20 protein-coding genes are annotated in these 22,309 nt (G+C 61.2%); 11 read left to right on the plus strand and 9 right to left on the minus strand.

The genetic code is table 11. The features are described 5' to 3' along the window. Positions 1-176: 176 nt before the first annotated feature. From BUA94_RS18805 to secA, 5 genes are all read right to left on the minus strand, one after another. The gene (locus BUA94_RS18805; protein WP_073014837.1) at positions 177-1,403 is read right to left on the minus strand and encodes an adenylate/guanylate cyclase domain-containing protein; all 1,227 of its coding nucleotides are present in this window, start codon (positions 1,401-1,403) and stop codon (positions 177-179) included. Between the two features lie 57 nt (positions 1,404-1,460). Beyond that, positions 1,461-2,960: a glycosyltransferase family 39 protein gene (locus BUA94_RS18810; RefSeq protein ID WP_073014838.1), complete on the minus strand. Its 1,500-nt coding sequence runs from the start codon at positions 2,958-2,960 to the stop codon at positions 1,461-1,463. Between the two features lie 10 nt (positions 2,961-2,970). Beyond that, positions 2,971-3,414, minus strand: a complete 444-nt coding sequence (locus tag BUA94_RS18815) for a GtrA family protein (protein WP_208980153.1) — start codon at positions 3,412-3,414, stop codon at positions 2,971-2,973. After that, positions 3,411-4,451 carry a glycosyltransferase family 2 protein gene (locus BUA94_RS18820; RefSeq protein WP_073014939.1) on the minus strand — a complete coding sequence of 347 codons (1,041 nt, stop codon included), beginning with the start codon at positions 4,449-4,451 and terminating at the stop codon, positions 3,411-3,413. The genes BUA94_RS18815 and BUA94_RS18820 overlap by 4 nt, the downstream gene beginning before the upstream one ends. 247 nt (positions 4,452-4,698) lie before the next feature. Next, positions 4,699-7,470 carry a preprotein translocase subunit SecA gene (secA, locus tag BUA94_RS18825; protein ID WP_073014839.1) on the minus strand — a complete coding sequence of 924 codons (2,772 nt, stop codon included), beginning with the start codon at positions 7,468-7,470 and terminating at the stop codon, positions 4,699-4,701. A 264-nt stretch (positions 7,471-7,734) separates the two neighbouring features. Here secA and BUA94_RS18830 point away from each other — a divergent pair, with 264 nt between their 5' ends. From BUA94_RS18830 to BUA94_RS18845, 4 genes are all read left to right on the plus strand, one after another. Then, positions 7,735-8,586: a peptidylprolyl isomerase gene (locus tag BUA94_RS18830; RefSeq protein WP_073014840.1), complete on the plus strand. Its 852-nt coding sequence runs from the start codon at positions 7,735-7,737 to the stop codon at positions 8,584-8,586. 106 nt (positions 8,587-8,692) lie between these two features. Next, positions 8,693-9,934, plus strand: coding sequence for a bifunctional glutamate N-acetyltransferase/amino-acid acetyltransferase ArgJ (gene argJ, locus BUA94_RS18835; RefSeq protein WP_073014841.1), 1,242 nt, complete (start codon positions 8,693-8,695; stop codon positions 9,932-9,934). 107 nt (positions 9,935-10,041) lie between these two features. Beyond that, a complete protein-coding gene (locus tag BUA94_RS18840) occupies positions 10,042-10,449 on the plus strand; it encodes a (deoxy)nucleoside triphosphate pyrophosphohydrolase (RefSeq protein ID WP_139251198.1) in 408 nt (135 codons plus the stop codon). A gap of 32 nt (positions 10,450-10,481) precedes the next feature. After that, positions 10,482-10,703 carry a Flp family type IVb pilin gene (locus BUA94_RS18845; protein WP_073014843.1) on the plus strand — a complete coding sequence of 74 codons (222 nt, stop codon included), beginning with the start codon at positions 10,482-10,484 and terminating at the stop codon, positions 10,701-10,703. A 58-nt stretch (positions 10,704-10,761) separates the two neighbouring features. Here the strand turns inward: BUA94_RS18845 and BUA94_RS18850 are convergent, their stop codons facing one another. Then, entirely contained in the window at positions 10,762-11,658 is an 897-nt protein-coding gene (locus tag BUA94_RS18850) for a methyltransferase domain-containing protein (protein WP_073014844.1), read from the minus strand. A gap of 101 nt (positions 11,659-11,759) precedes the next feature. Between BUA94_RS18850 and BUA94_RS18855 the strand changes: the two genes are divergently transcribed. The 4 genes from BUA94_RS18855 (at position 11,760) to BUA94_RS18870 (ending at position 14,361) form a co-directional block, all read left to right on the plus strand. Then, the gene (locus BUA94_RS18855; protein ID WP_073014845.1) at positions 11,760-12,515 is read left to right on the plus strand and encodes a ComF family protein; all 756 of its coding nucleotides are present in this window, start codon (positions 11,760-11,762) and stop codon (positions 12,513-12,515) included. Between the two features lie 151 nt (positions 12,516-12,666). After that, a complete protein-coding gene (grxC, locus tag BUA94_RS18860; protein ID WP_073014846.1) occupies positions 12,667-12,924 on the plus strand; it encodes a glutaredoxin 3 in 258 nt (85 codons plus the stop codon). Positions 12,925-12,961: 37 nt separating this feature from the next. Further along, positions 12,962-13,822 (plus strand): carbon-nitrogen hydrolase family protein, encoded by an 861-nt coding sequence (locus BUA94_RS18865; protein WP_073014847.1) that lies wholly within the window; start codon positions 12,962-12,964, stop codon positions 13,820-13,822. Then, on the plus strand, positions 13,819-14,361 hold the full coding sequence (locus BUA94_RS18870) for a DUF1178 family protein (protein WP_073014848.1): 543 nt from the start codon (positions 13,819-13,821) through the stop codon (positions 14,359-14,361). The genes BUA94_RS18865 and BUA94_RS18870 overlap by 4 nt, the downstream gene beginning before the upstream one ends. Positions 14,362-14,418: 57 nt before the next feature. Here BUA94_RS18870 and BUA94_RS18875 read toward each other — a convergent pair whose 3' ends face one another. After that, on the minus strand, positions 14,419-14,922 hold the full coding sequence (locus BUA94_RS18875) for a phasin family protein (RefSeq protein WP_208980154.1): 504 nt from the start codon (positions 14,920-14,922) through the stop codon (positions 14,419-14,421). A 215-nt stretch (positions 14,923-15,137) separates the two neighbouring features. Here BUA94_RS18875 and BUA94_RS18880 point away from each other — a divergent pair, with 215 nt between their 5' ends. After that, positions 15,138-17,000, plus strand: a complete 1,863-nt coding sequence (locus BUA94_RS18880; RefSeq protein WP_235860641.1) for a PHA/PHB synthase family protein — start codon at positions 15,138-15,140, stop codon at positions 16,998-17,000. A 25-nt stretch (positions 17,001-17,025) separates the two neighbouring features. On the opposite strand, the gene BUA94_RS18885 is transcribed toward BUA94_RS18880, so the two are convergent. Both BUA94_RS18885 and ubiG read right to left on the minus strand, forming a co-directional pair. After that, complete coding sequence (locus tag BUA94_RS18885; RefSeq protein WP_208980155.1) at positions 17,026-17,715, minus strand: alpha/beta fold hydrolase; 690 nt, start codon at positions 17,713-17,715, stop codon at positions 17,026-17,028. Positions 17,716-17,729: 14 nt separating this feature from the next. After that, the gene (ubiG, locus tag BUA94_RS18890; protein WP_073014850.1) at positions 17,730-18,488 is read right to left on the minus strand and encodes a bifunctional 2-polyprenyl-6-hydroxyphenol methylase/3-demethylubiquinol 3-O-methyltransferase UbiG; all 759 of its coding nucleotides are present in this window, start codon (positions 18,486-18,488) and stop codon (positions 17,730-17,732) included. A 182-nt stretch (positions 18,489-18,670) separates the two neighbouring features. Between ubiG and BUA94_RS18895 the strand changes: the two genes are divergently transcribed. After that, positions 18,671-19,921 carry an aspartate kinase gene (locus BUA94_RS18895; RefSeq protein WP_073014851.1) on the plus strand — a complete coding sequence of 417 codons (1,251 nt, stop codon included), beginning with the start codon at positions 18,671-18,673 and terminating at the stop codon, positions 19,919-19,921. Between the two features lie 72 nt (positions 19,922-19,993). Further along, the gene (gene ptsP, locus BUA94_RS18900) at positions 19,994-22,261 is read left to right on the plus strand and encodes a phosphoenolpyruvate--protein phosphotransferase (RefSeq protein WP_073014852.1); all 2,268 of its coding nucleotides are present in this window, start codon (positions 19,994-19,996) and stop codon (positions 22,259-22,261) included. The last annotated feature ends 48 nt before the right edge of the window (positions 22,262-22,309 follow it).

Raw genomic sequence — 22,309 nt, forward strand, 5'->3', positions numbered from 1 at the left:
TCCGATGCCGGGCATCGGGCAAGCAGCGTAACGACGTCCGGGGAGCCGGAAGTGGCCACCGGAGGCCGCGTTTTCGAACCGCCCGGGCTACGTCGCGTTTCTTGGAAGATGCACCGCATCGCCCTGCGAAACGCTTCTTGCCGGACGATCCGAAAACGCGGTCAAATAGGTCGCTATTACTTGAGGTTGGTAATACGCTGAGAGAGGGCGAAGAGCGGTTCGGGGGCGCTGAAACCGCTGAGTTCGAATTCTCCCGCAGGTTCGGCGCGGCCCGGCACATACTGAGCAACATCCGCAGTCATCAGAACATGCTTCTGGACGGCTTTGGTCAGCGTTTCGATGCGTGCGGCGGCGTGAACCGTCTGGCCGATGACAGAAAAGGTCATCCGTTCGGGAACGCCGATATTGCCGAACATGACTTCACCCACGGACAGGGCAATGCCGATTTCGAGCCGTGGCTGGCTGCCATTGACCGGTGCACCTGCGTTGATACGGGCGACATTTTCAAGCGACTGGTCTGCCGCGGCAACAGCGTGCCGGACAGCCCCCTCCAGGCCGGTCTCGTCGATCGGAAAGACGGCAAGGACAGCGTCGCCGATGAAGTCGAGCACTTCGCCGCCTTCGGCAATGACTGCGCCTGCGGTGGCCGCAAAATAGCCGTTCAGCCAGCGAAGATAGGGATCAGGCCCCAGAGCCTCCGCGATGCGGGTGGAATTGCGCATGTCGCTGTAGAAGATGACCGCGTTGATCTTTTCGCCGTCCCCATGGCGGATCTGGCCATTCAGGACGCGCGTGCCTGCGGAGCGGCCGAGATAGGTTTCGGCGACAGTCCGGGCAATTTCTGATTCAAGGTTGGCCTTGGCAGCGAGCGCAAGGCGCGGCTGGATGTATTCGATGGCCTGGATCTGATCGTCGCGGAACCCACCGGATTGCCGGGTTGCCCAGCTGATCATGATGCCGGTGTTGCCGTGCATTTCCTTCAAGGCAGGGAGCTGGAAATTCGTCATCAGGACGAAATAGTCCGTGTAGCCTTCCGCCGAGAGTTCTGCGCAAAGGGGGAAGTCGAGTTCTGCATTTGCGCCTTCCAGATGCCTGCGCAGACGGGGCAACCGGTTCACCTGCACTGACCTCATGGGGCTGGAAAGCCAGCCGTCGTCCTCTTCGTCTTCTTGATCATGTTCGAAGCGGGCGTGCTGAACGGCCTCGCCGGTCTTCCAGAAGGCTGTCTCGGCATCAAAGAGCGGATGAAGGGTGGTCCAGGCAAGAAGGGCCCGGTCGACGGGCACGCCGGTTTCCCGCAAGCGGATGCACATGTCGCCAAACATGTCCGGAACGCGGGCCGAGTGCAGAGCCTGGTCCACGAGCCAGCTTTCCACCGCATCAATGTCTGCCATATCGATCATTCGGGCAGCCTATTCCGGGGATTTACGAAAGGCTACAGATTCCCGTTTGACGGCAGGTCATTCGCGGACTTCGCCTGGCGGAATGATCTTCCAGTATATGGTGACAGGGGGGATGGTGGTCTTGCTGCCAAAGACGAAATCCCGGCTGCCATCGGCGTCCATGTCCGGATAGAAGTGTGCCAGATGTCCTGGAACCTTCGGCTGGTCCTTGCCCGACCAGACCAGCATCAGCCCGCGTTCGCGCAGGTCCTGCGCATCGACCCAGGGCGAGTAGGTCAGGTCGCCGTCGAGAAGCATCACCGGACGGCTTTCCCCGTGCAGCGTGATATTGGCCGTGCTCCACATGTCTCCGGCGACATAGGGAAGGGGTGTTCCCATGCGGCTGGACCATTCGCCTTCAAGAAAATTGGCGATCGCCTGTCCCGGATAGTGAATGCGGGTGGCCTTGGTCTTCCAGAGCGGCTCAAGCACCGCTTGCCCGACAAGGATGCCAAGAAAGACGAGCTGAATGAAGATCGCTGCATAGAGCGTTCTGCGCTGGGAAAGCAAGGCCAGAACCGGGCGCAGGAACCAGATGGAAAGAAGCCCGGAGAGCACGAACATGGGCGTGCCCCACATCTGCTTGAATGCGCTGCCTGTGACGGCGGAGGCCAGAAGCACGACGGCAAGCGGGACGAACGCGAACCAGAGCAGGAAGCGCTGATCTTGCCCTCGCTTGTCCTCTTGCTGCCGGAGAGCAGTGAAGCCGGAGGCGGCCCGCTTCAGGTTTGCGCCAAAGCCGATCAGGAGAACGGCAAGAAGCGGCGCGTGATTGAGAAGCTGACCGGTCAGGAAGTTCAGCGGGCTGGTGAGGTGATCGGCAAGGCCAGATGCGGTCTGGCTGCGATTGGCGGCATAGGTCAGTGTTTGGAAATCGGTCTCTCGAAGCCACATCAGATGCGGGAAGATCAGGGCGATGCAGGTCGCCATCGCGGCCCAGGGGCCAGGGGTTGCAATGTGGCGGCGGGCTTGTGGATAGACGAGAGCGTAGAGGCCGATCGTGCCGATCAGGAGCGCGGCGAAATATTTCGTGTAGAGCCCGAAGGCGGAAAGCACGCCAAGGAGGATCCAGTCGCTCAGCTTGCCCTTTTCAAGGGCCCGGTGAAACGCCAGCATCATCCCGGCCCAGACCGGAATCTGGAGGATGTTCGGATTGAACTCCGGGGCTGGCTGCGTGAAATAGAACGTGACGCTGGCCAGGAGGACGGACAGGCAGGCTTCGGCGACTGTCAGGCCCATGCGCCGGCCCAGTTGCCAGATACAGGCATAGCCGCATATTAGCGAGATCTGACTGAGCCAGTAGGCACCATAGGTTCCCCGCCCCGTCAGCCAGTAGCTTGCCTCCAGCAGCCAGGCCTGCATGGGCGGATGCTTGTTGTAGCCAAGCGCAAGACTGCGCCCCCAGGCATAGCCTTCCACCACATCCAGCGGCGGATTGGGAAAGAGCAGGCTTGGCAATAGTGCCCAGGCCAGCGAAATCGCACAGATGTAGAGAATGGCGGTGCGGGTCGTCAGCATGCGGCCTCTGTCAGTTGGCTGGAGGAACGGCTGCGGCCTTGAAGGCCCAGAACCGGGCACCAAGAAAACTGAGCGCCGGCACAATGGCGATGGAGACCAGGATGCCGAGGCTTTCCGGCCAATCGGTCAGTTCCAGCCAGCCCAGAAGCGTGCCCGAGTTGATCAGAAACCCAGCAACTGCCAGCAGGAAGAACTTGCGCATCCGGGCTGCCGTATCACCAGCCCCGCGCAGGTCTGCAAAGCTCCAGAAATGGTGGCCGGTGAAGGAAACCGCAAATGCCGTCAGGAAACCCGCGAGGTTTGCTGCGAGGGCCGGAAGGATGCCTGCGCCATGAAGACCGAGAGCAACAGCCGAGTGGGTCAATGTCGCGGCGATCCCAACCAGCGCAAACCGGAAGGCCATCACGGCTTCCCGGCGGGCGCGGCTTGCAAGCGTTGGCTGAGGCGTACTCAAGCGGACAGATCCTGCTTTTCTTGCGCAGCCGAAGAAGAAGAGGCAGGCACGCTGCCCTCGATTACATCCTGAATGAGGTACACCGGCCGTTGCTTGGTTTCGCTGAAGAGACGGGAGACATACTCTCCGATCATGCCGATGGACAGAAGCTGTACCCCGGAGAAGAAGAGTAGGCCGACCATCATGGAGGCATAGCCCGGCAGGTCGACGCCGAAGACAAGGACCCGGATCGTCAGGAACAGGGCATAGGCAAAGGCTAGCATCGCCACGAGGGCGCCGCCGTAGAACCAGATGCGCAGGGGCAGGGTTGTGAAACCGGTAAAGCCGTCGATGGCGAAGTTCCAGAGCTTCCAGTAATTCCACTTGCCGATGCCTGCCCGGCGCTCCGGCCGTTCATAGGGCAGGGCCATGGAGGGGAATCCAACCCAGGCAAAGAGCCCCTTCATGAAGCGGTTGCGCTCTGGAAGTTGCAGAAGCGCTTCGATGACCACACGGTCGATGAGGCGGAAATCGCCTGCATTCGCAGGCATGTCGATGTGAGCCAGCCGGTTGAAGATCCGGTAGAAAAGACCGGCTGTCGATCGTTTCATGAGCGTGTCGGACGACCTGTCCACCCGGACGCCATAGACGACATCATAGCCGCTTCTCCAGCCTTCCAGCATTTGCGGGATGAGGCCGGGGGGGTCTTGCAGGTCCGCATCGATGATGACGGCGACATCGCCGCGGGCATGGGCAAGGCCTGCGCTGAGGGCTGCCTCCTTGCCGAAGTTCCGCGACAGGCCGATTAAACGGCCCGGCAATCCGGCTTCCAGCCGCTGGGCGATCAGGTCCGCCGTCCTGTCACCGCTACCATCGTCAATGAAGACATATTCGTAAGGGCATCCCAGAGGTTCGAGGGCAGCCTGGGTGTCGGTGATGAAATGGTCCAGAACCTCCGCCTCGTTATAGGCGGGAACAACAATGCTGATCAGCGGAAGATCCGGACGGCTGGCAGCGCGCCGGGTTCTGTAGATCACGGAGGTTTTGTCAGTCTGCATTGCGGGTCCGTCTGGCATCTCGAGGCCGCACCCTGCCGGATTTGACCTCAAATTGCCAGCATCAAGATCCGAACCGTAAATCATTCAAGGAAATGTGGTTTCCGCCATCTCCGGAAAGATTTAGCTAAGGTTGTACATGATCAGGATGTCGTGCTCGATCCGCTTTGATCTTTCACCAGTGCACAAAACAACGCCCGCGAAAGCGGAAGCTTCGCGGGCGTCGAGAAGTCGTTGCCTGACAGGCTGGTCAGTCGAGAGCACCGTGGCAGTGCTTGAACTTCTTTCCGGATCCGCACGGGCAGACTTCGTTCCGGCCGACCTTGCCCCAGGTGGAAGGATCGTTTGGATCGCGGTTTGCAGCTTCAGCAAGACGGGCATCTGCAAGCGCCATCTCATCTTCTCCGGTCAGCGGATCTATGTGATGAGCGTGCATTTCCGGAAGCTGTTCCTGTGCGGGCTCAGGCTGCTGCTGCACCAGTTCGATGCGCATGAGCTGCGCCGTGGTGATCTGGCGGAGCTGCGACAGCATGGTCTCGAACAGGGTGAAGGCTTCGGTCTTGTATTCCTGCAGAGGGTCGCGCTGGGCGTAGCCACGGAAACCGACGACCGAGCGCAGGTGATCCAGATTGGCCAGATGCTCGCGCCACAGATTGTCGAGGGTCTGCAGCAGGATGGCCTTTTCAACCTGACGCATGATCGGGTCGCCGTACCGCTCGGACTTGGCGTTCATGACCTCGTCGGCTGCCTTGCGCAGGCGTTCCTTGACCTCTTCGTCAGCGATGCCTTCCTCGGCGGCCCATTCCTTGATCGGCGCGTCGATGTTCAACAGGGTGCGAACTTCCTGCAGGAGGCCGTCCGTGTCCCACTGTTCCGGATAGGCGCGCTCCGGAATGTGGCGGGAGACGATGTCCTCGATGACGTCGTGGCGCATGTCCTCGACGGCTTCCTGGATGTTCTCGCCATCCATCAGGTCGATACGCTGATCGAAGACCACCTTGCGCTGGTCGTTCATCACGTCGTCGAACTTGAGCAGGTTCTTGCGGATGTCGAAGTTGCGGGCTTCGACCTTCTGCTGTGCCTTTTCGAGGGCCTTGTTGATCCAGGGATGGATGATGGCTTCGCCTTCTTCCAGACCGAGCTTCTGCAGCATGGAATCCATGCGGTCCGAGCCGAAGATGCGCATCAGGTCGTCCTGCAGGGACAGGAAGAACTTGGAGTGCCCCGGATCGCCCTGACGGCCGGAACGGCCGCGCAGCTGGTTGTCGATGCGGCGGCTTTCGTGGCGCTCCGTGCCGATCACGTAGAGACCGCCGGCGGCCAGCGCCTTCTGCTTCAGTTCGCTGATTTCGGCCTTGATGGCGGCTTCTGCAGCAGCGCGTTCTGCGCCCTCCGGCATGTCGCCCAGTTCGAAGTCGAGGCGCATCTCGGCGTTGCCGCCGAGCTGGATGTCGGTGCCGCGGCCGGCCATGTTGGTGGCGATCGTCACAGCGCCGGGCAGACCGGCCTGACTGATGATCAGCGCTTCCTGCTCATGGTAGCGGGCGTTCAGAACCGCGAAGACCTTCGCCTTGCCGCCTTCGGACTTCTGCGCGGCGGTAAAGCCGGCAGCGTCGGTCACGTCGATCTGGCTGTAGCCGTGCTGCTTCAGCATCTCGGCCAGATATTCGGACTTCTCGATGGACGTAGTGCCGACGAGGATCGGCTGGCCGCGTTCCTTGCAGTCGTCGATCAGCTTGACGATCGCGTTGAACTTGTCCTGAACGGTCCGGTAGACCTCATCGTCATCGTCGATACGCTTGACGGCCAGGTTGGTCGGAATGTCGACCACTTCCAGGCTGTAGATGTCGGCGAATTCGTCGGCTTCGGTCGCAGCCGTACCGGTCATGCCTGCCAGCTTGCCGTACATACGGAAATAGTTCTGGAAGGTGATCGAGGCCAGCGTCTGGTTTTCCGGCTGAATGCGCACATGCTCGCGCGCTTCCAGGGCCTGGTGCAGGCCTTCGGAGAAGCGGCGGCCTGGCATCATGCGGCCGGTGAACTCGTCGATGATGACGACTTCGCCATTGCGGACGATGTAGTCCTTGTCGCGCTGGAAAAGCTTGTGAGCCTTCAGGGCCTGCTGCAGATGGTGAACGACGGAAACGTTCTCGACATCATAGAGCGAGCCACCCTTGAGGAGGCCTGCAGCCCCCAGAAGACCTTCGAGCTTCTCGTTGCCTGCTTCGGTGAAGGAGGCCGAGCGCTGCTTCTCATCCAGCTCGTAGTCTTCTTCCGTCAGCTGCGGAATGAAGGTGTCGATGGTGTTGTAGAAATCGGAACGGTCTTCGAGCGGACCAGAAATGATCAGCGGCGTCCGAGCTTCGTCGATAAGGATGGAGTCCACTTCATCGACGATGGCAAAGGCATGTTCGCGCTGAACCATTGCGCCACGCTCATGCTTCATGTTGTCGCGCAGATAGTCGAAGCCGAATTCGTTGTTGGTGCCGTAGGTGACATCGGCAGCATAGGCGTCACGGCGCTGCTCGTCGGAAAGCCCGTGGACAATGCAGCCGGTGGACAGGCCCAGGAACCGGTAGACCTGGCTCATCCAGCCGCTGTCGCGCTGGGCCAGATAGTCGTTGACGGTCACCACATGGACGCCCTTGCCGGTCAGCGCATTCAGGTAAACCGGTGCGGTTGCGACCAGGGTCTTGCCTTCACCCGTACGCATTTCGGCGATCTGGCCGGAGTGCAGCACAAGGCCGCCAATCAGCTGGACGTCGTAGTGACGCTGGCCGAGGGTTCTGAACGAGGCTTCGCGAACCACGGCAAATGCTTCAACCAGAATGTCGTCCAGCGTAGCGCCATTGGCGAGCTTCTGACGGAATTCATCTGTTTTGGCGCGGAGCTGATCGTCCGTCAGCTTTTGAATTTCGGGTTCGAGCGCATTGATAAGCGCTACCTTTGCCCTGAACGTCTTGACCTTGCGGTCGTTGGCGGAGCCAAAAATCTTACGTGCTAGTGCGCCAAGGCCGGCCATGTGGCGGTCCTTCCCTTGCAGGGCGGCGCCCGCGTTCGACCGCCGGCTGCCTGCCCATGAAATCGTCTCAATTGATGTCCACGCTTTTCAACCGCGGCAGGGCAGCAGAAATGCGGGGCAAAGATGTAGCCCTGTCCGTAAACACGGCGATTGACAGATAAGAGGGGGTCCAATGCTTGTCAACGCCGCAGGTTTCAGCAATGTAACAACGCTCTGCGCCGAGACGCGCTCTGCGTTTTCAGTTCCAAGTGCAAAGGACACCGAATGTTCCGTTATTCCATGCGTCGTCAGATCCGCTCGCTCATCGTTCCGGCTCTGGCCCTGACGATCGCGGGTACTCACGCTTTTGCGGCCGAGCCGGGCGATGTGGTCGCCAAGGTCGGCAGCACTGAAATCACCGAGGCGGATCTTGCATTCGCTGCTCAGGATCTGGGCCAGGAGTTGCAGCGTTTTCCGCCGGCTCAGTGGCGCTCGATCCTGCTTGATGTGCTCGTGGACATGAACCTTCTGGCGGATGCCGCCAAGAAGGAAGGCCTCGACCAGAGCGACGACTACAAGAAGCAGATCGATTTTCTCAGCATGCGCGCCCTGCGCAACGCCTACCTCGCCAAGGAAATCAACGACAAGATCACCGATGAGGACGTGAAGGCTGCCTATGATACCGAATTCGCCAATTTCGAAGGCGAAGAGGAAATGAAGGCCCGGCACATTCTGGTGAAGGAAAAGGCCGAGGCCGAAGCGATCATCAAGGAACTGGATGGTGGTGCGGACTTCGCCGAGCTTGCTCGTTCAAAGTCGACCGGTCCGTCCGGCCCGAATGGTGGCGACCTCGGTTTCTTCACCAAGGGCCAGATGGTCAAGCCGTTTGAAGATGCCACTGCCGCGCTCGAGCCGGGCCAGTACACCAAGGAACCGGTCCAGACCCAGTTCGGCTGGCACGTCATTCTTCTGGAAGAAAAGCGCCGCCAGGAAAAGCCGACGCTTGAGCAGGTTTCTGCCAACCTCCGTCAGAAGCTGATCCGTGACCGCTATGAAGCGGCTATGGAGAAGCTGAAGGCCGAGAATACGGTGGAGATCCTGGACGAGACCCTCGCCAAGCCTGAAGAGGCGAAATAAGCCCGTTCCAACGGGTATTTTGCTTTACGCACCCGCTTCGGACTGGGCATAAAAGCCCGTCCGGAGCGGTTCTGTATCCGCTTGCTGCTTAACAGGAGACTGGCTGATGGCCGCTACGATTTCGCCTCTTGCTCCGAAGTCCTATCCCGACATGCCGGACCTTGAAGGGGTCCGCTTTGCCACCGCATCTGCAGGGATCAAGTATAAGGGGCGCACTGACGTTCTTCTGGCCGTGATGGATCCCGGCACGACTGTCGCTGGTGTCTTTACCCGCTCCAAATGCTCTTCCGCACCGGTCGACTGGTGCAAGGCCATCCTGAAGCGTGGCACGGCCCGCGGCCTGATGGTGAACTCGGGCAACGCCAACGCCTTCACCGGCCGCAAGGGCAAGGCTGCCGTCGAACTGTCGGCGCAGATCGCTTCCAAGGCGCTGGATTGCGGCGTGGATGAAGTGTTCCTGGCGTCTACCGGTGTGATCGGTGAGCCGCTTCCGGCCGAAAAGTTCTCCGGTGTCATCGATGGTCTGGCGACCTTTGAAAATCCGGCGAGCTGGATCGAGGCTGCCAAGGCGATCATGACCACGGACACCTATCCGAAGGTTGCCACCGCGACGGTCGAGCTGGATGGCGAAACCATCACGATCAACGGCATGGCCAAGGGCGCCGGCATGATCGCGCCGGACATGGCGACCATGCTGTCCTTCATTTTCACGGATGCCGCGATTTCGGCGGACGTACTGCAGTCCATGCTTTCCAGCCAGACGGATGGCAGCTTCAACGCCATCACCGTGGACAGCGATACCTCGACCTCCGACACGGTGCTGCTCTTCGCCACGGGCGCTGCTGCCAAGCGCGGCATTGCACCGGTCGAAAGCATTGAGGATGCTCGTTACGAGACGATCCGGGCCGCGCTCGGCGATCTGATGCAGTCTCTGTCCCACCAGATCGTGCGGGACGGTGAAGGGGCGACCAAGTTCGTCGAAGTCCGCGTCGAAGGCGCGGAAAGCGATGCTTCGGCAAAGCGGATCGCCCTGTCCATCGCCAACTCTCCGCTGGTGAAGACCGCGATTGCAGGGGAAGACGCGAACTGGGGCCGTGTGGTCATGGCTGTCGGCAAGGCAGGGGAGCCTGCAGACCGCGACCGTCTCGCCATCTGGTTCGGCGACATCCGCGTTGCTGTCGAAGGCGAGCGCGATCCTGATTATGACGAGGCCGCGACCACGGCCGTCATGCAGCAGGAAGACATCGTCATCCGGGTCGAGCTTGGTCTTGGATCGGGCGAAGCTTCCGTCTGGACCTGCGATCTCACCAAGGAATATGTCGCCATCAACGGCGACTACCGGAGCTGATCCTGAGGCGGCGGGGCAAAACCCCGCCGTTTCTTTATTCCTGAACCTCTGCTTCCGAATACGGTTAACCAGCCGTATTCATCCTGTCTGACACTGGAACACCCGAAATGAGCCGAATTGTCCTGGTTGCCGCCTGTGCACTTGTCGATGCCGATGGCCGGATCCTGCTCGCCCAGCGGCCGGAAGGAAAATCTTTGGCAGGTTTGTGGGAATTTCCAGGGGGAAAAGTCGAAGAAGGCGAGCGGCCGGAGCAAAGCCTGATCCGTGAACTGGACGAAGAACTGGGCATCAAAGTTAACGAAGCGTGCCTCGCACCCCTTACCTTTGCGAGCCACGCTTACCAGGATTTTCACCTCTTGATGCCACTTTACGTCTGCCGGAGGTGGGAAGGTACCCCGACCGGCCAAGAAGGACAGGTCCTCAAATGGGTCAGGCCAGTCCGGTTGCGCGATTATCCGATGCCGCCGGCAGATGAGCCTCTGATCCCGTTCCTGATGGAACTTGTTCCAGGGTAGTTGCGTCAAGCCAGAGCTGGAAAGGAAAAGCGATGCCGTTCAACAGTCATTCCGTGCGGAACCTGACTCGGAACGTCTCCGCATTTGCCCGCCGCTTTGGTCAGTGTGAAAGTGGCGCGACAGTCATCGAATATGGATTGATTGTCGCCATGATCAGCGTGGCCATCACCGGTACGCTTCTGTCGATTGGCCAGACCATCCGTGATGATGTCTTCACCGTCGTTTCCAACGCCATGAACAACGCCGGCAACTGACCTGCAAGACCAACGGATTTTCAGAAAACCGGGCAGCCTAGAGCTGCCCGTTTCCGTTTCAGGACGGATCTGAAGCGGGCAGGGCCCGTGCGCCGAGGGCATCGGCGAGGCTTGTCTTTGCCGAACCGGGGCGAAGCGGCTTTTGCTGGCTTTCGTGAGGGGCCCAGCCCGAGAGGGACATGAGCGTGAAAGTGGCGCGGATGCGGCCATCCGGATCGGCATAGTCTTGCGCATAGAGTTCGGCCGCGCGCAGGAAGATGGCGCGGGTCAAAGGCTTTCGGCTGCGTTCGGCAAGAATGGAGGTTGCCCCCATGGCCCTGAGATCTGCCATCAGCGCAAACAAGGAGCTGTAGCGTACGGTCAGCCGGTCCATGTCGGTGACGGGCAGGGCGAAGCCAGCACGCTGCAGCAATCCACCAAGGTCGCGCGTATCTGCGAAGGGCGAGACGCGCGGGGCGGCGCCCCCGGTCAGTTCCAGTTCCGCCCGCATCAGGACGTCGCGCAATTCATGCAAGGTATCGCCGCCCAGCAGTACGCCGAGGAACAACCCGTCCGGCTTGAGTGCCTGACGGATCTGGATCAGAGCTCCGGGCAGGTCATTGGCCCATTGCAGGCTGAGGCCGGAGGCAATCAGATCAAGCTGGCCGGGTGCAAGCGGAGGAAGCTCGTCATCCAGCACGAGATCCGGAGCGGCAAGATGCGGGTCGGCAACCAGAAGATCTCCGCGCAGAACCGTCCCGGTCTTGCCGCTTGCCTTCAACACGGCGGCAATGCGGCCGGTGTGGCCGCCCAGATCTAGGGCCAGTGGAAAATTGCGGCTGATCGCGGTCAGACGGTCGGCCAGATCCTCGGCCACCATCTCGAGCAGGAAATCCGCGCCTGGCTTGGCGGCTTTCAGAGCCCGGAGGCGCCGGGCCTTCAAGAGAGTGCGGTCGAAGAGAATGGGCTGGGTCATTTGAGTATCGCGTCCTGATCTTGGCGACACATATGCGACTTTCGGGCAGCCACGTCAAAACATGATAGACTGGCTGCAGGATCGAGGGTCTGGAGACCTCCATGCTTGGCCGCCGTTCGTTGAGCGCTGCAAAGGGCTGCTCATCCGCAGTGCTGAACCTTCTTCTGCCGCCGCGCTGTCTGGCCTGCGGCAGTAAAACCGGCAGGACAGGTGCTTTGTGCCCTGTTTGCTGGTCGGACATGCCCTTTCTGGAAAACCCGGTCTGCGCCCGCTATGGCACGCCGCTGCCCCATGACATGGGGGAAGGCGGGCTCAGTGCGAGGGCCATCATGGATCCGCCGGTGTTTGATAGTGCCCGGTCCGCTGCCCGGTATGACGGTCCGGCACGGCAGATGGTTCTGGCGCTGAAATTTGCCCGGCACCGGGATTTGAGCGAACCGATGGGAACCTGGATGGCACGGGCCGGGCGGGAGTTCCTGTCCGCGGAAAGTCTGATTGTACCAGTCCCCCTGCATCGCTGGCGGCTTTGGCAAAGGCGGTTCAACCAGGCAGCTGACCTTGCTGCTTCAGTCGCTCGAACAGCGGGATGCGGATATGATCCCATGCTTCTGGCAAGGACGCGGCGGACCCGCCAGCAGGTGGGACTGGACGCAGCGTCTCGCCAGAAGAATGTCCGTGGCGCCTTTGACATTCGCGCTGGCCGTGAGGCGGAGGTCTTCGGCCGGCCGGTGGTGCTGGTCGATGATGTGATGACGACCGGGTCAACCGTCTCGGCCTGCGCGAGGGTGCTCAGAAAGGCCGGCGCGTCACGGGTGGATGTCCTGACCTTTGCGCTGGCGGTTCCCGAAGAGAGCTGAGAGCTGGCCCAGCCTGACCCTGAGCCTGGCACTTGCATATTCTTGTGTTTCTGGTCATTAGCCACATATAAAATGGATCAAATCCAAGGGATGCACCTTCCGGCGAGGTCCGAAGGGCTCCGATCTTCTCCAGGCTGAACGAGGATGTCGCATGGCCGATGTTGTTATCTATACCCGCCAGCTCTGCGGCTTCTGCACGGCGGCGAAGCGCCTTCTGGACAAGAAGGGCGTGGCCTATACCGAACACGATGCGACCTTTGACCAGAAGCTGCGCCAGCAGATGATCCAGAAGGCGAACGGCCGCTCGACCTTTCCGCAGATCTTCATCGGCGGACGGCATGTCGGTGGCTGTGACGACCTTCATGAGCTGGACCGGTCCGGCAAGCTGGATAATCTTCTGGCGGCCTGAGGCTATCTGATCCATCGAGAGCTGGCCGGAGGCCCCTATGAGCGAATTCACCGCAGCCTGCATTCAGCTGTGCAGCAGCAAGGATATTCTTGCCAACCTTGAAGTCAGCTCAGCCCTGATCCGGCAAGCTGCCTCTCAAGGGGCGCAGTTCATCCAGACGCCGGAAATGACCAATGTGCTTGTCCGCAGCCGGGATGAGCTGATGGAGCGTATTCGTCCCGAGGATCAGGACCCGACCCTGGCCCGTTTCCGGTCGCTAGCCATGGAGCTGGACGTCTGGATCCATGCCGGTTCGCTCGCCATTCCGCGCGGTGACGGCAAGGTTGCCAACCGGGCGTTCCTGATCGCGCCGGATGGACGGATCGCCGCCCGCTACGACAAGATCCACATGTTCGACGTCGACTTGCCCAACGGGGAAAGCTGGCGCGAATCCGCGACCTATCAGCCGGGCGAGACCTCCACGGTGTTCGACTTGCCCTGGATCCGGATGGGCATGGCCGTGTGTTATGACGTGCGCTTTCCGGCAATCTTCCGCACCCAGGCCCGTCAGGGTGCTGGCCTCCTGACCATGCCGGCTGCCTTTACCCGGCAGACCGGCGAGGCTCACTGGCATGTGCTGCAGCGCGCAAGGGCGATCGAGAACGGTGCCTATGTCGTCAGTGCGGCTCAGGGCGGCAAGCATGAGGATGGGCGGGAAACCTATGGCCACAGCCTGATCGTTGATCCCTGGGGAACCGTGATTGCCGAGCAGCAGGAAGCCGTTCCCGGCTTTGTCACGGCGAAGATCAACCCGGAACAGGTGCTCAAGGCCCGTCAGCGGATTCCAGCCATCGCGAATGAGCGCGATTTCGACATTTCCCTGGCCCAGGATACGGCCGGGGCGGAGGCGCAGGCGTGATCCGTTATTCGCTGATGTGCGAACTGGCCCATGAGTTTGAAGGCTGGTTCCGGAATTCCGGTGATTTTGACAAGCAATGCGCCCTGCGCCTGGTGACCTGTCCCCATTGCGGGTCTGGCGACATTCACAAGCGGCTGATGGCCCCGTCCGTTTCGACCAGCCGTGCCAAGGAAGCGCGCAAGCAGGAGGCTGCGGGGCCGGTGTCCGAAGCGGCTCCGGCTGTGTCTGAGAGTTCTTCAGCTCCTGCCCCGGTGGTCTCCGCCGAAACAGCCGTCGCCGTCCAGCAGGCAAGTGCCATGCTGGCTGCCAATCCGGCCTATCGGGAAATGCTGGAGAGCCTCAAGACCATTCGCCGCAAGGTCATCGAGAGCTCCGAGAACGTTGGGTCGAATTTCGCGGAAGAAGCCCGCAAGATCCATTACGGCGAGGCCGAGGAGCGGAATATCTACGGCCAGACCTCGCCGCAGGATGCCAGAGATCTTCTGGATGAAGGCATTTCGGTCCTGCCGCTGCCCGAGCTTCCCGACGACAAGAATTGAAGCAGTGAAACGCCGGAGCTGCCCTCAGGGGGCCGTCTCCGGCGGTTCTTTTCCGGATCAGGCCGCGCTTGCCTTCGGCGTGCGGCGGGTCTGCAGCTGAACGGCTGGTTCCTGCATGGTTTCTTCCGCAGCCTTCTTCAGCTCCGAGGCTGCCTCAAGGGCTGCTTCGCCCAGTTCTTCTGCATTTGCCAGACCTTCGCTGAAGCCCGCCTGCAGCATTTCCATCTGCTTGCGGCCATGGGTTTGATAGTCCTCGGCCATGCGTGTGTAGAAAGCCTGCAGGGTTCCCATCACTTCGTCCGGCATGCGGCAGGACGTCAGGGTCTTGGCGCATTCGAAATCTTCGTGAAGACGCTGGCTGGCAAAGGCCATGTGATCATCAAGGGCTTTTTCCGTCTGATCCCACAGGGTGCGATTGATGCGCTGAAGATTGGAAAAGGCCCGTTCTTCCAGCTTGTCTTCCCGCTCTGCAAAAGACCAGGCCGACAGGTTCGGCACCTGCCAGGGGGCGGCGAAGACATTCATGAAATCAAAGGGTGAGCTCGTCTGCTTGTCTGACATTTCATCCTCCTCCTCCTGCAGCAGATGGCCGGGCGGATTGACCAAGTGAGGCCACGGCGCATGGCGGCAGGGATCCCGTTTCAATTCTGGATTTTTTCTTCCGCTACGATAACACCAATTAGATGTCAGAAATTTGATCTGCCTCATTGCGTTCATCAAAAGGTGCGACAAGGCTCCAGCGGTGCAGGCGCCGAGATGACAAGCGGGAGTTTCCGATGGCGGACGATCTCATGCAGGCGGGAAACCGGAAGCAGCAGAAGGGCACGGAGCACCTCGCCCAATCTCCTGGCCAGCAGTTCTTTCCCTCTTTCGAGATGCCGGCGGGTTATCCAGGCGGGTTCGGGCCGGATTCTCCGGGAGCGACCGTCTTTGCTGAAACGCTGGACCGTGTGGCCCGCGCCACGCTTGCCCGTGCCAGCCTCGGTATTTCCCCTGTCGCTCTGTGGAGCGCCTATCTGGACTGGTTCCTGCATCTGGCTATTTCGCCGGGAAAGCAGGGCAAGCTGGCGGAAAAGGCTGCGACCAAACTGATGCGGCTGGCGCGATTTTCCGCGCTTTGCGGTCTGCAAGGCGACCATTCCTGCATTGAGCCGTTGCCCCAGGACAGGCGCTTCGATCATGAAGGATGGAAGCAGTTCCCGTTCAATCTCTACGCCCAGAATTTCCTGCTGACCCAGCAATGGTGGTCCAACGCCATGACCGGCGTGCGTGGTGTCAGTGCGCACCATGAGAAGGTTGTCGATTTCACCACACGCCAGTTGCTGGATGTCTTTTCGCCTTCGAATTACCTGCTGACCAATCCGGAAGTGCTCCAGAAGACCCAGGCGGAAGGCGGTCAGAACCTGGTGCGCGGTCTGCAGCATTTCTGGGAAGACGTTGAGCGCCAGATGCGCAGGCTGCCGCCGCCGGGCGCTGAGGACTACAAGGTGGGAGAAACCGTCGGCGTGACGCCGGGCAAGGTCGTGTTCCGCAACCACCTGATCGAACTGATCCAGTACGAGCCGCAGACGCCGGAGGTGAAGGCCGAGCCGGTCCTGATCGTTCCGGCCTGGATCATGAAATACTACATTCTCGACCTGTCGCCGCAGAACTCGCTGGTGAAGTATCTCGTGTCCAAGGGTTTCACGGTCTTCATGGTGTCCTGGCGCAATCCGGGCCCGGCAGACCGCGAGCTGGGCATGGAAGACTACCGCAAGCTCGGGGTGGATGCCGCGCTTGACGCTGCCCTTGCCATCACGGGAGCGCGCAAGGCCCATGCGGCGGGCTACTGCCTGGGCGGCACACTGCTGTCTATCGCAGCGGCCGGCATGATGCACCGGGGTGATGACCGGCTGGCGAGCCTGTCCCTGTTCGCAGCCCAGGTGGATTTCACGGAAGCGGGTGAACTCACGCTCTTTATCGATGAGAGCGAAGTCTCCTTCCTGGAGGACATGATGTGGGAGAGCGGCGGGCTGGACACATCCCAGATGGCTGGAGCATTCCAGCTGCTGCGCTCAAATGACATGATCTGGTCGAAGGGCGTACGCGAGTACCTTTTGGGTGAACGGGCGCCGATGTTCGATCTCATGGCCTGGAATGCGGATGGAACCCGGATGCCCTACCGGATGCATTCGGAGTATCTGACCGGTCTGTTCCTGAACAATGATTTCGCCGAAGGCCGCTACAAGGTCGACGGCACGCCTGTTGCGGTGGAAGACATCAAGGCGCCGGTCTTTGCCGTTGGCACCGAGCAGGATCACGTCGCACCCTGGCGCTCGGTCTTCAAGATCTGCCATCTGGCGGAGCAGGACGTGACGTTTGTTCTGACGTCTGGCGGGCATAATGCCGGTATTGTCAGCGAACCGGGGCATCCGCACCGCCATTACCGCATCAGGACCAGTTCTGCAGGAGATGGCTATCTCGATCCGAAAAGCTGGCAGGCAGAGGCTCCGGTCAGGGAAGGTTCCTGGTGGGAAGCCTGGACCGCCTGGCTGGACAGCCAGTCAACGGCAACCGGGCCGGTTCCCCCGATTGGAAATGCCAGCAAGGGCTATCCGGTTCTGGGCAGTGCGCCGGGCACCTATGTCCTGATGCCCTGACGCCTGTCTGTTTGCGAGTGTGTGGTCAGCGGGCGAGCCAGGCCGACAGCGCGGCGATAACCTCGCTGGGGGCTTCAAGTGTCGACAGATGCCCGCTGCCTGGAATGGTCACCAGCTCACTGCCTGGAATGAGCCCATGGATTTCCTGGGCCAGGGAGGGCGGGGTGAGGGTGTCACCATCACCAACCAGGACCATTGTCGGGCAGGAGATGGCGGGCAGGAAGGGACGCGCGTCGTCCCGGGCCATGATGGCTTCCGTCTGACGGATGAAGGCGTCCGGGCCGGTCTCATTGGCCATTTCCACGACAGTTGCCTTCAGATCCTCATCTTCGAGCCGGTTTTCGTGAACGAAGCCCGGATAGAGCAGGTGCGGAACTTTCGTGAACCCTTTCTCCCGGGTCAGCTTGATCAGAAACTGACGGCGCTCGGTCTGCTCCGGCGTGTCGGCCCTTGGGTTCGTGTCGAGAAGGGCCAGCCGGCTGACGCGCTCCGGTGCCTGGCGCATGATCTCCATGCTGATGTAGCCGCCCATGGACAGGCCGGCGAGGGCAAACCGTTCCGGTGCCTTGGCCAGAATGTCCGCAGCGATCTCCGGAATGGTGTTGTGCTGACGGTGGTCGGCCACCATGATCGGCCGGTCTGCAAAGGCGACGATCTGCGGGGCATAGAGGGTTTCCGTGCACAGGAGCCCCGGGACGAAGACAATCGGTTCCATCAAGGTTGCTCCCCTCAGGCTTTCGGGCGTTCGGCGAGAAGCATGTAGTTCACATCCATGTCGCGCGACCGGTTCCAGGTGTCGGTCAGGGGATTGAATGTCACGCCGCAGCGGTCGATCACGCTCATGCCAGCCTTTGCCAGCGGCGTTTCGATTTCCTCCGGGCGCACAAGCTTCTCATAGGAGTGGGTGCCCTTGGGCAGCCAGCGCAGGACATACTCGGCCCCGACGATTGCGAGGGCATAAGCCTTCAGCGTGCGGTTGATGGTCGCAACGAACATCAGGCCGCCGGGCCGGACCATGCGCGCCGTCTCTGCCATGAAGAGCGGCACATCCGCGACGTGCTCCACGACTTCCATGTTGAAAACCACATCGAACGTCTCGCCGGCCGCCGCCAGAGCTTCCGCCGTCTCTGCCCGGTAGTCGATATCAAGGCCGGAGGATTTGGCGTGAAGGCGGGCCACCTCGATGTTCACAGTCGAGGGATCGGCGCCGACCATCTGCGCGCCGAGGCGGGCCATGGGTTCACTGAGAAGGCCGCCGCCGCAGCCGATGTCGAGGCAGCGCAGGCCTTCAAGCGCGTTGGCCGAGTTCGGATCACGGCCATAACGGGCACAGATCTTTTCCTTGATATAGGCCAGCCGGACGGGGCTGAACTTGTGCAGCGGGCGGAACTTGCCGGTCGGATCCCACCATTCGGCCGCCATTGCCGAAAACCGGGCGACTTCGGTGTCGTCAACCGTGCCCGTCGTCTGCTTCGTCGCCTCGTTCATCGCTGGTTCCTTTCCTACGCCGCCTTCGCTCGCGCAGCGGCTGCTTTCCCTGTGTCCTTCAAGGTCGCGCGTCTTTTGTCAAGGCGCGCTGTTGCGGCAATTGCGCAGTGCATGTATGTGTGACGCCCGATCCGGCAGGCGCACCTGCGCCTTCGTTACTCGATGAAAAGAATACGACAGCAATGGCTCGACTGGTTTTGAAATTCGGTGGCACATCCGTGGCCGACCTCGACCGTATCCGTAACGTGGCCCGCCACGTCAAACGGGAAGTCGATGCCGGGAACGAAGTGGCCGTCGTCGTGTCGGCAATGGCGGGGCAGACCAACAAGCTGGTCGACTGGTGCCGGCAGGCATCCCCCCTTCATGATGCCCGTGAATATGATGCAGTGGTCGCTTCCGGCGAACAGGTGACCTCCGGTCTCCTGGCCATCGTCCTGCAGGATATGGGCGTCAATGCCCGCTCCTGGCAGGGCTGGCAGATCCCGTTGAAGACCGACGAAAGCCACGGCGCTGCGCGGATCAAGGAAATCGACGCCGATTTCCTGGTCGAGCGCATCTCCGGCGGCCAGGTGGCAGTCATTGCCGGTTTCCAGGGCATTGCCCCGGACAACCGCATTTCGACGCTCGGCCGCGGCGGCTCGGACACCAGCGCGGTGGCCATTGCAGCAGCCATCAAGGCAGACCGCTGCGATATCTACACCGACGTAGACGGCGTCTATACGACGGACCCGCGCATCGTGCCCAAGGCCAAGCGTCTGGACCGCGTTTCCTTCGAAGAAATGCTGGAAATGGCATCGCTCGGCGCCAAGGTGCTGCAGGTGCGCTCCGTTGAAATGGCCATGGTCCATGGCGTGCGCACCTTCGTGCGTTCCAGCTTTGATGATCCGGACGCGCCGCAGATCGGCGTTGGTGATCTTCCCCCAGGTACTCTCATTTGCGACGAGGATGAACTCGTGGAACAGCAAGTTGTTACCGGCATCGCCTTTGCGAAGGACGAAGCCCAGATCTCGATTCGCGATGTGGCTGACAAGCCGGGCGTCGCTCATTCGGTCTTCGGTCCGCTGGCCGATGCGAACATCAACGTCGACATGATCGTCCAGAACATTTCTCCGGACGGCAAGACCACCGACATCACCTTCACGGTTCCGGAAACGGACTATCAGCGCGCCATCAAGGTGCTGGAAGAAAACCGCGAAGCCATCGGTTTCCAGAACCTGGAAGGCGCGACGGATGTGGTGAAGGTGTCGGTTATCGGCATCGGCATGCGCTCCCATGCAGGCATCGCTGCGGACTGTTTCCGCGGCCTGGCTGCCAAGGGCATCAACATCCGTGCGATCACAACGTCCGAAATCAAGATCTCCGTGCTGATCGATTCTGCCTACACGGAACTTGCAGTCCGGACTCTCCATTCGCTATACGGATTGGACGGGTAAGTGACCCGACTCGCCGCAGACGATTGATTTCGATCGCCTGCGGCCGGTTCCAGGGACATGACGGGGTAGGCGATGCGCAGCAACCTGGCCGGTCCGCGCCTGTTGCTCCGCCGGCTTCGCGAAGTCATGGCGGAGCCGATCAAGGCGCAGGAGCGACTCGATAAGATCGTGGTCCTGATCGCGGCCAACGTGGTGGCCGAGGTCTGCTCGGTCTATATACTGCGTGCCGACGGCGTTCTTGAGCTTTATGCCACCGAAGGCCTGAAGCGCGAAGCCGTGCACCATGCGTCGCTGCGCGTCGGACAAGGCCTTGTCGGTCTGATCGCCGCCGAAGCGCGGCCCCTCAATCTTCCCAACGCCCGTGCGCATCCGGCCTTTGCCTATCTGCCGGAAACGGGCGAAGACGCCTACAATTCTTTCCTGGGTGTGCCGATCCTGCGTGCTGGCCGCACGCTGGGCGTTCTGGTCGTTCAGAACCAGTCGCACCGCACCTATCTGGAAGACGAAGTCGAAGCCCTGCAGACAACGGCAATGGTCATTGCCGAAATGGTGGCTGCGGGTGAACTTGAAGCCATTTCTCAGAAGGGCACGGGGCTCGACCTGTCCCGGCCGATCCATGCGCAGGGAGTTGCCCTGGCCGAAGGCGTCGGCCTTGGCCATGTGGTCCTGCATGAGCCGCGCGTGGTCGTCACCAATCTGATTTCCGAGGACACGGACGCTGAAAAGAGCCGCCTGACCACGGCAATCAACCGTTTGCGTCTGTCCATCGACGATCTTCTGGCCAGCAATGACATTGCCGCCGTGGGGGAGCACCGGGAGGTTCTCGAAGCCTACCGGATGTTTGCCTATGACCAGGGCTGGATCCGCAAGATCGAGGAAGCCATTCGCAACGGTCTGACGGCGGAAGCGTCGGTTGAAAAGGTCCAGAGCGACATGCGCGCGCGCATGCTCCGCCAGACCGATCCGTATCTGCGCGAACGGCTGCACGATCTCGATGATCTGGCGCACCGGCTCATTCGCGAGCTGATGGGCCGTGACCATGGCTCCGCAGTTGATGATCTGCCGCAGGACGCCATCATCATTGCCCGCAACATGGGGGCGGCCGAACTTCTCGACTATGACCGCGACAAGATCCGCGGCCTCGTGCTTGAGGAAGGCGGCCCGACCAGCCACATCACCATCGTCAGCCGGGCTCTTGGCATTCCGATGGTTGGCCAGGTCCATGACATCGTCAGCCTGGCGGATGCCGGGGATGCGGTCATCGTCGACGGGGATGCGGGCGAGGTCTATCTGCGCCCCGCCCAGGACGTTCAGAACGCTTATGCCGAAAAGGTGCGGTTCCGTGCCCGCCGGCAGGCCCAGTACCGCCGTCTGCGCAACAAGCCGTCCGTCACCAAGGATGGGGTGGAGATCGCCCTGCAGATGAACGCGGGGCTCCTGGTTGACCTGCCGCATCTGACCGAGGCGGGCGCTGCCGGTGTCGGCCTGTTCCGCACCGAATTACAGTTCATGCTGGCCTCTTCCTTCCCGCGCATGAAGGAACAGAGGGCGCAATATGAGCAGGTGCTGGCAGCTGCTGACGGCAAGCCGGTCACGTTCCGCTCTCTTGATATCGGTGGTGACAAGGTTCTCCCATATCTGCGCTCCATTCAGGAAGAAAACCCGGCCATGGGCTGGCGCGCTCTGCGTCTGGGGCTGGACCGTCCGGGATTGCTGCGGACCCAGATCCGGGCGCTGCTGATGGCGGCTGCCGGGCGTGATCTGAAGCTGATGTTCCCGATGGTCGCCGAGGTGGATGAATTCCTGCTGGCACGCGGCCTGGTCGAGCGCGAACTCAAGCATCTGCGCCGTCATGGCCATGCGGTGCCGGAGAAGATCCGGCTGGGCGTCATGGTCGAGGTTCCCTCCCTGCTGTTCCAGCTCGATGAGCTGATGCAGGAAGTGGATTTCGTCTCTGTCGGCTCGAACGACCTGTTCCAGTTCTTCTGTGCGGTGGACCGGGGCAATACCCGTGTTGCCGATCGTTTTGATCCGCTGAGCCTCGGCTTCCTTCGTGCCCTCAAGCGGATCGTCGACAAGGCCGGGGCAGCGCATGTTCCCGTCACCCTGTGCGGTGAACTTGCCGGCAAGCCGCTCGAGGCCATGGCCCTGATCGGCCTCGGCTTCCGCGATCTTTCCATGTCGCCGGCCTCGCTTGGTCCCGTAAAGGCCATGCTGAGAACGCTGGATGCCGGACGTCTGGCCGCGCGCCTTCTGCCGCGCCTGGAGCCGGGCCATCCGGAAGGCGACATTCGTGACTTCCTGAAGCGGTTTGCCGCCGAGATGGACGTCTCGCTCTAGTTTCATATCATTGGTGTGCCTGATCGCAGGCAGAAGGAGACGGCGCTC

It is taken from the genome of Roseibium suaedae (genome assembly GCF_900142725.1).
Taxonomy (GTDB): domain Bacteria; phylum Pseudomonadota; class Alphaproteobacteria; order Rhizobiales; family Stappiaceae; genus Roseibium; species Roseibium suaedae.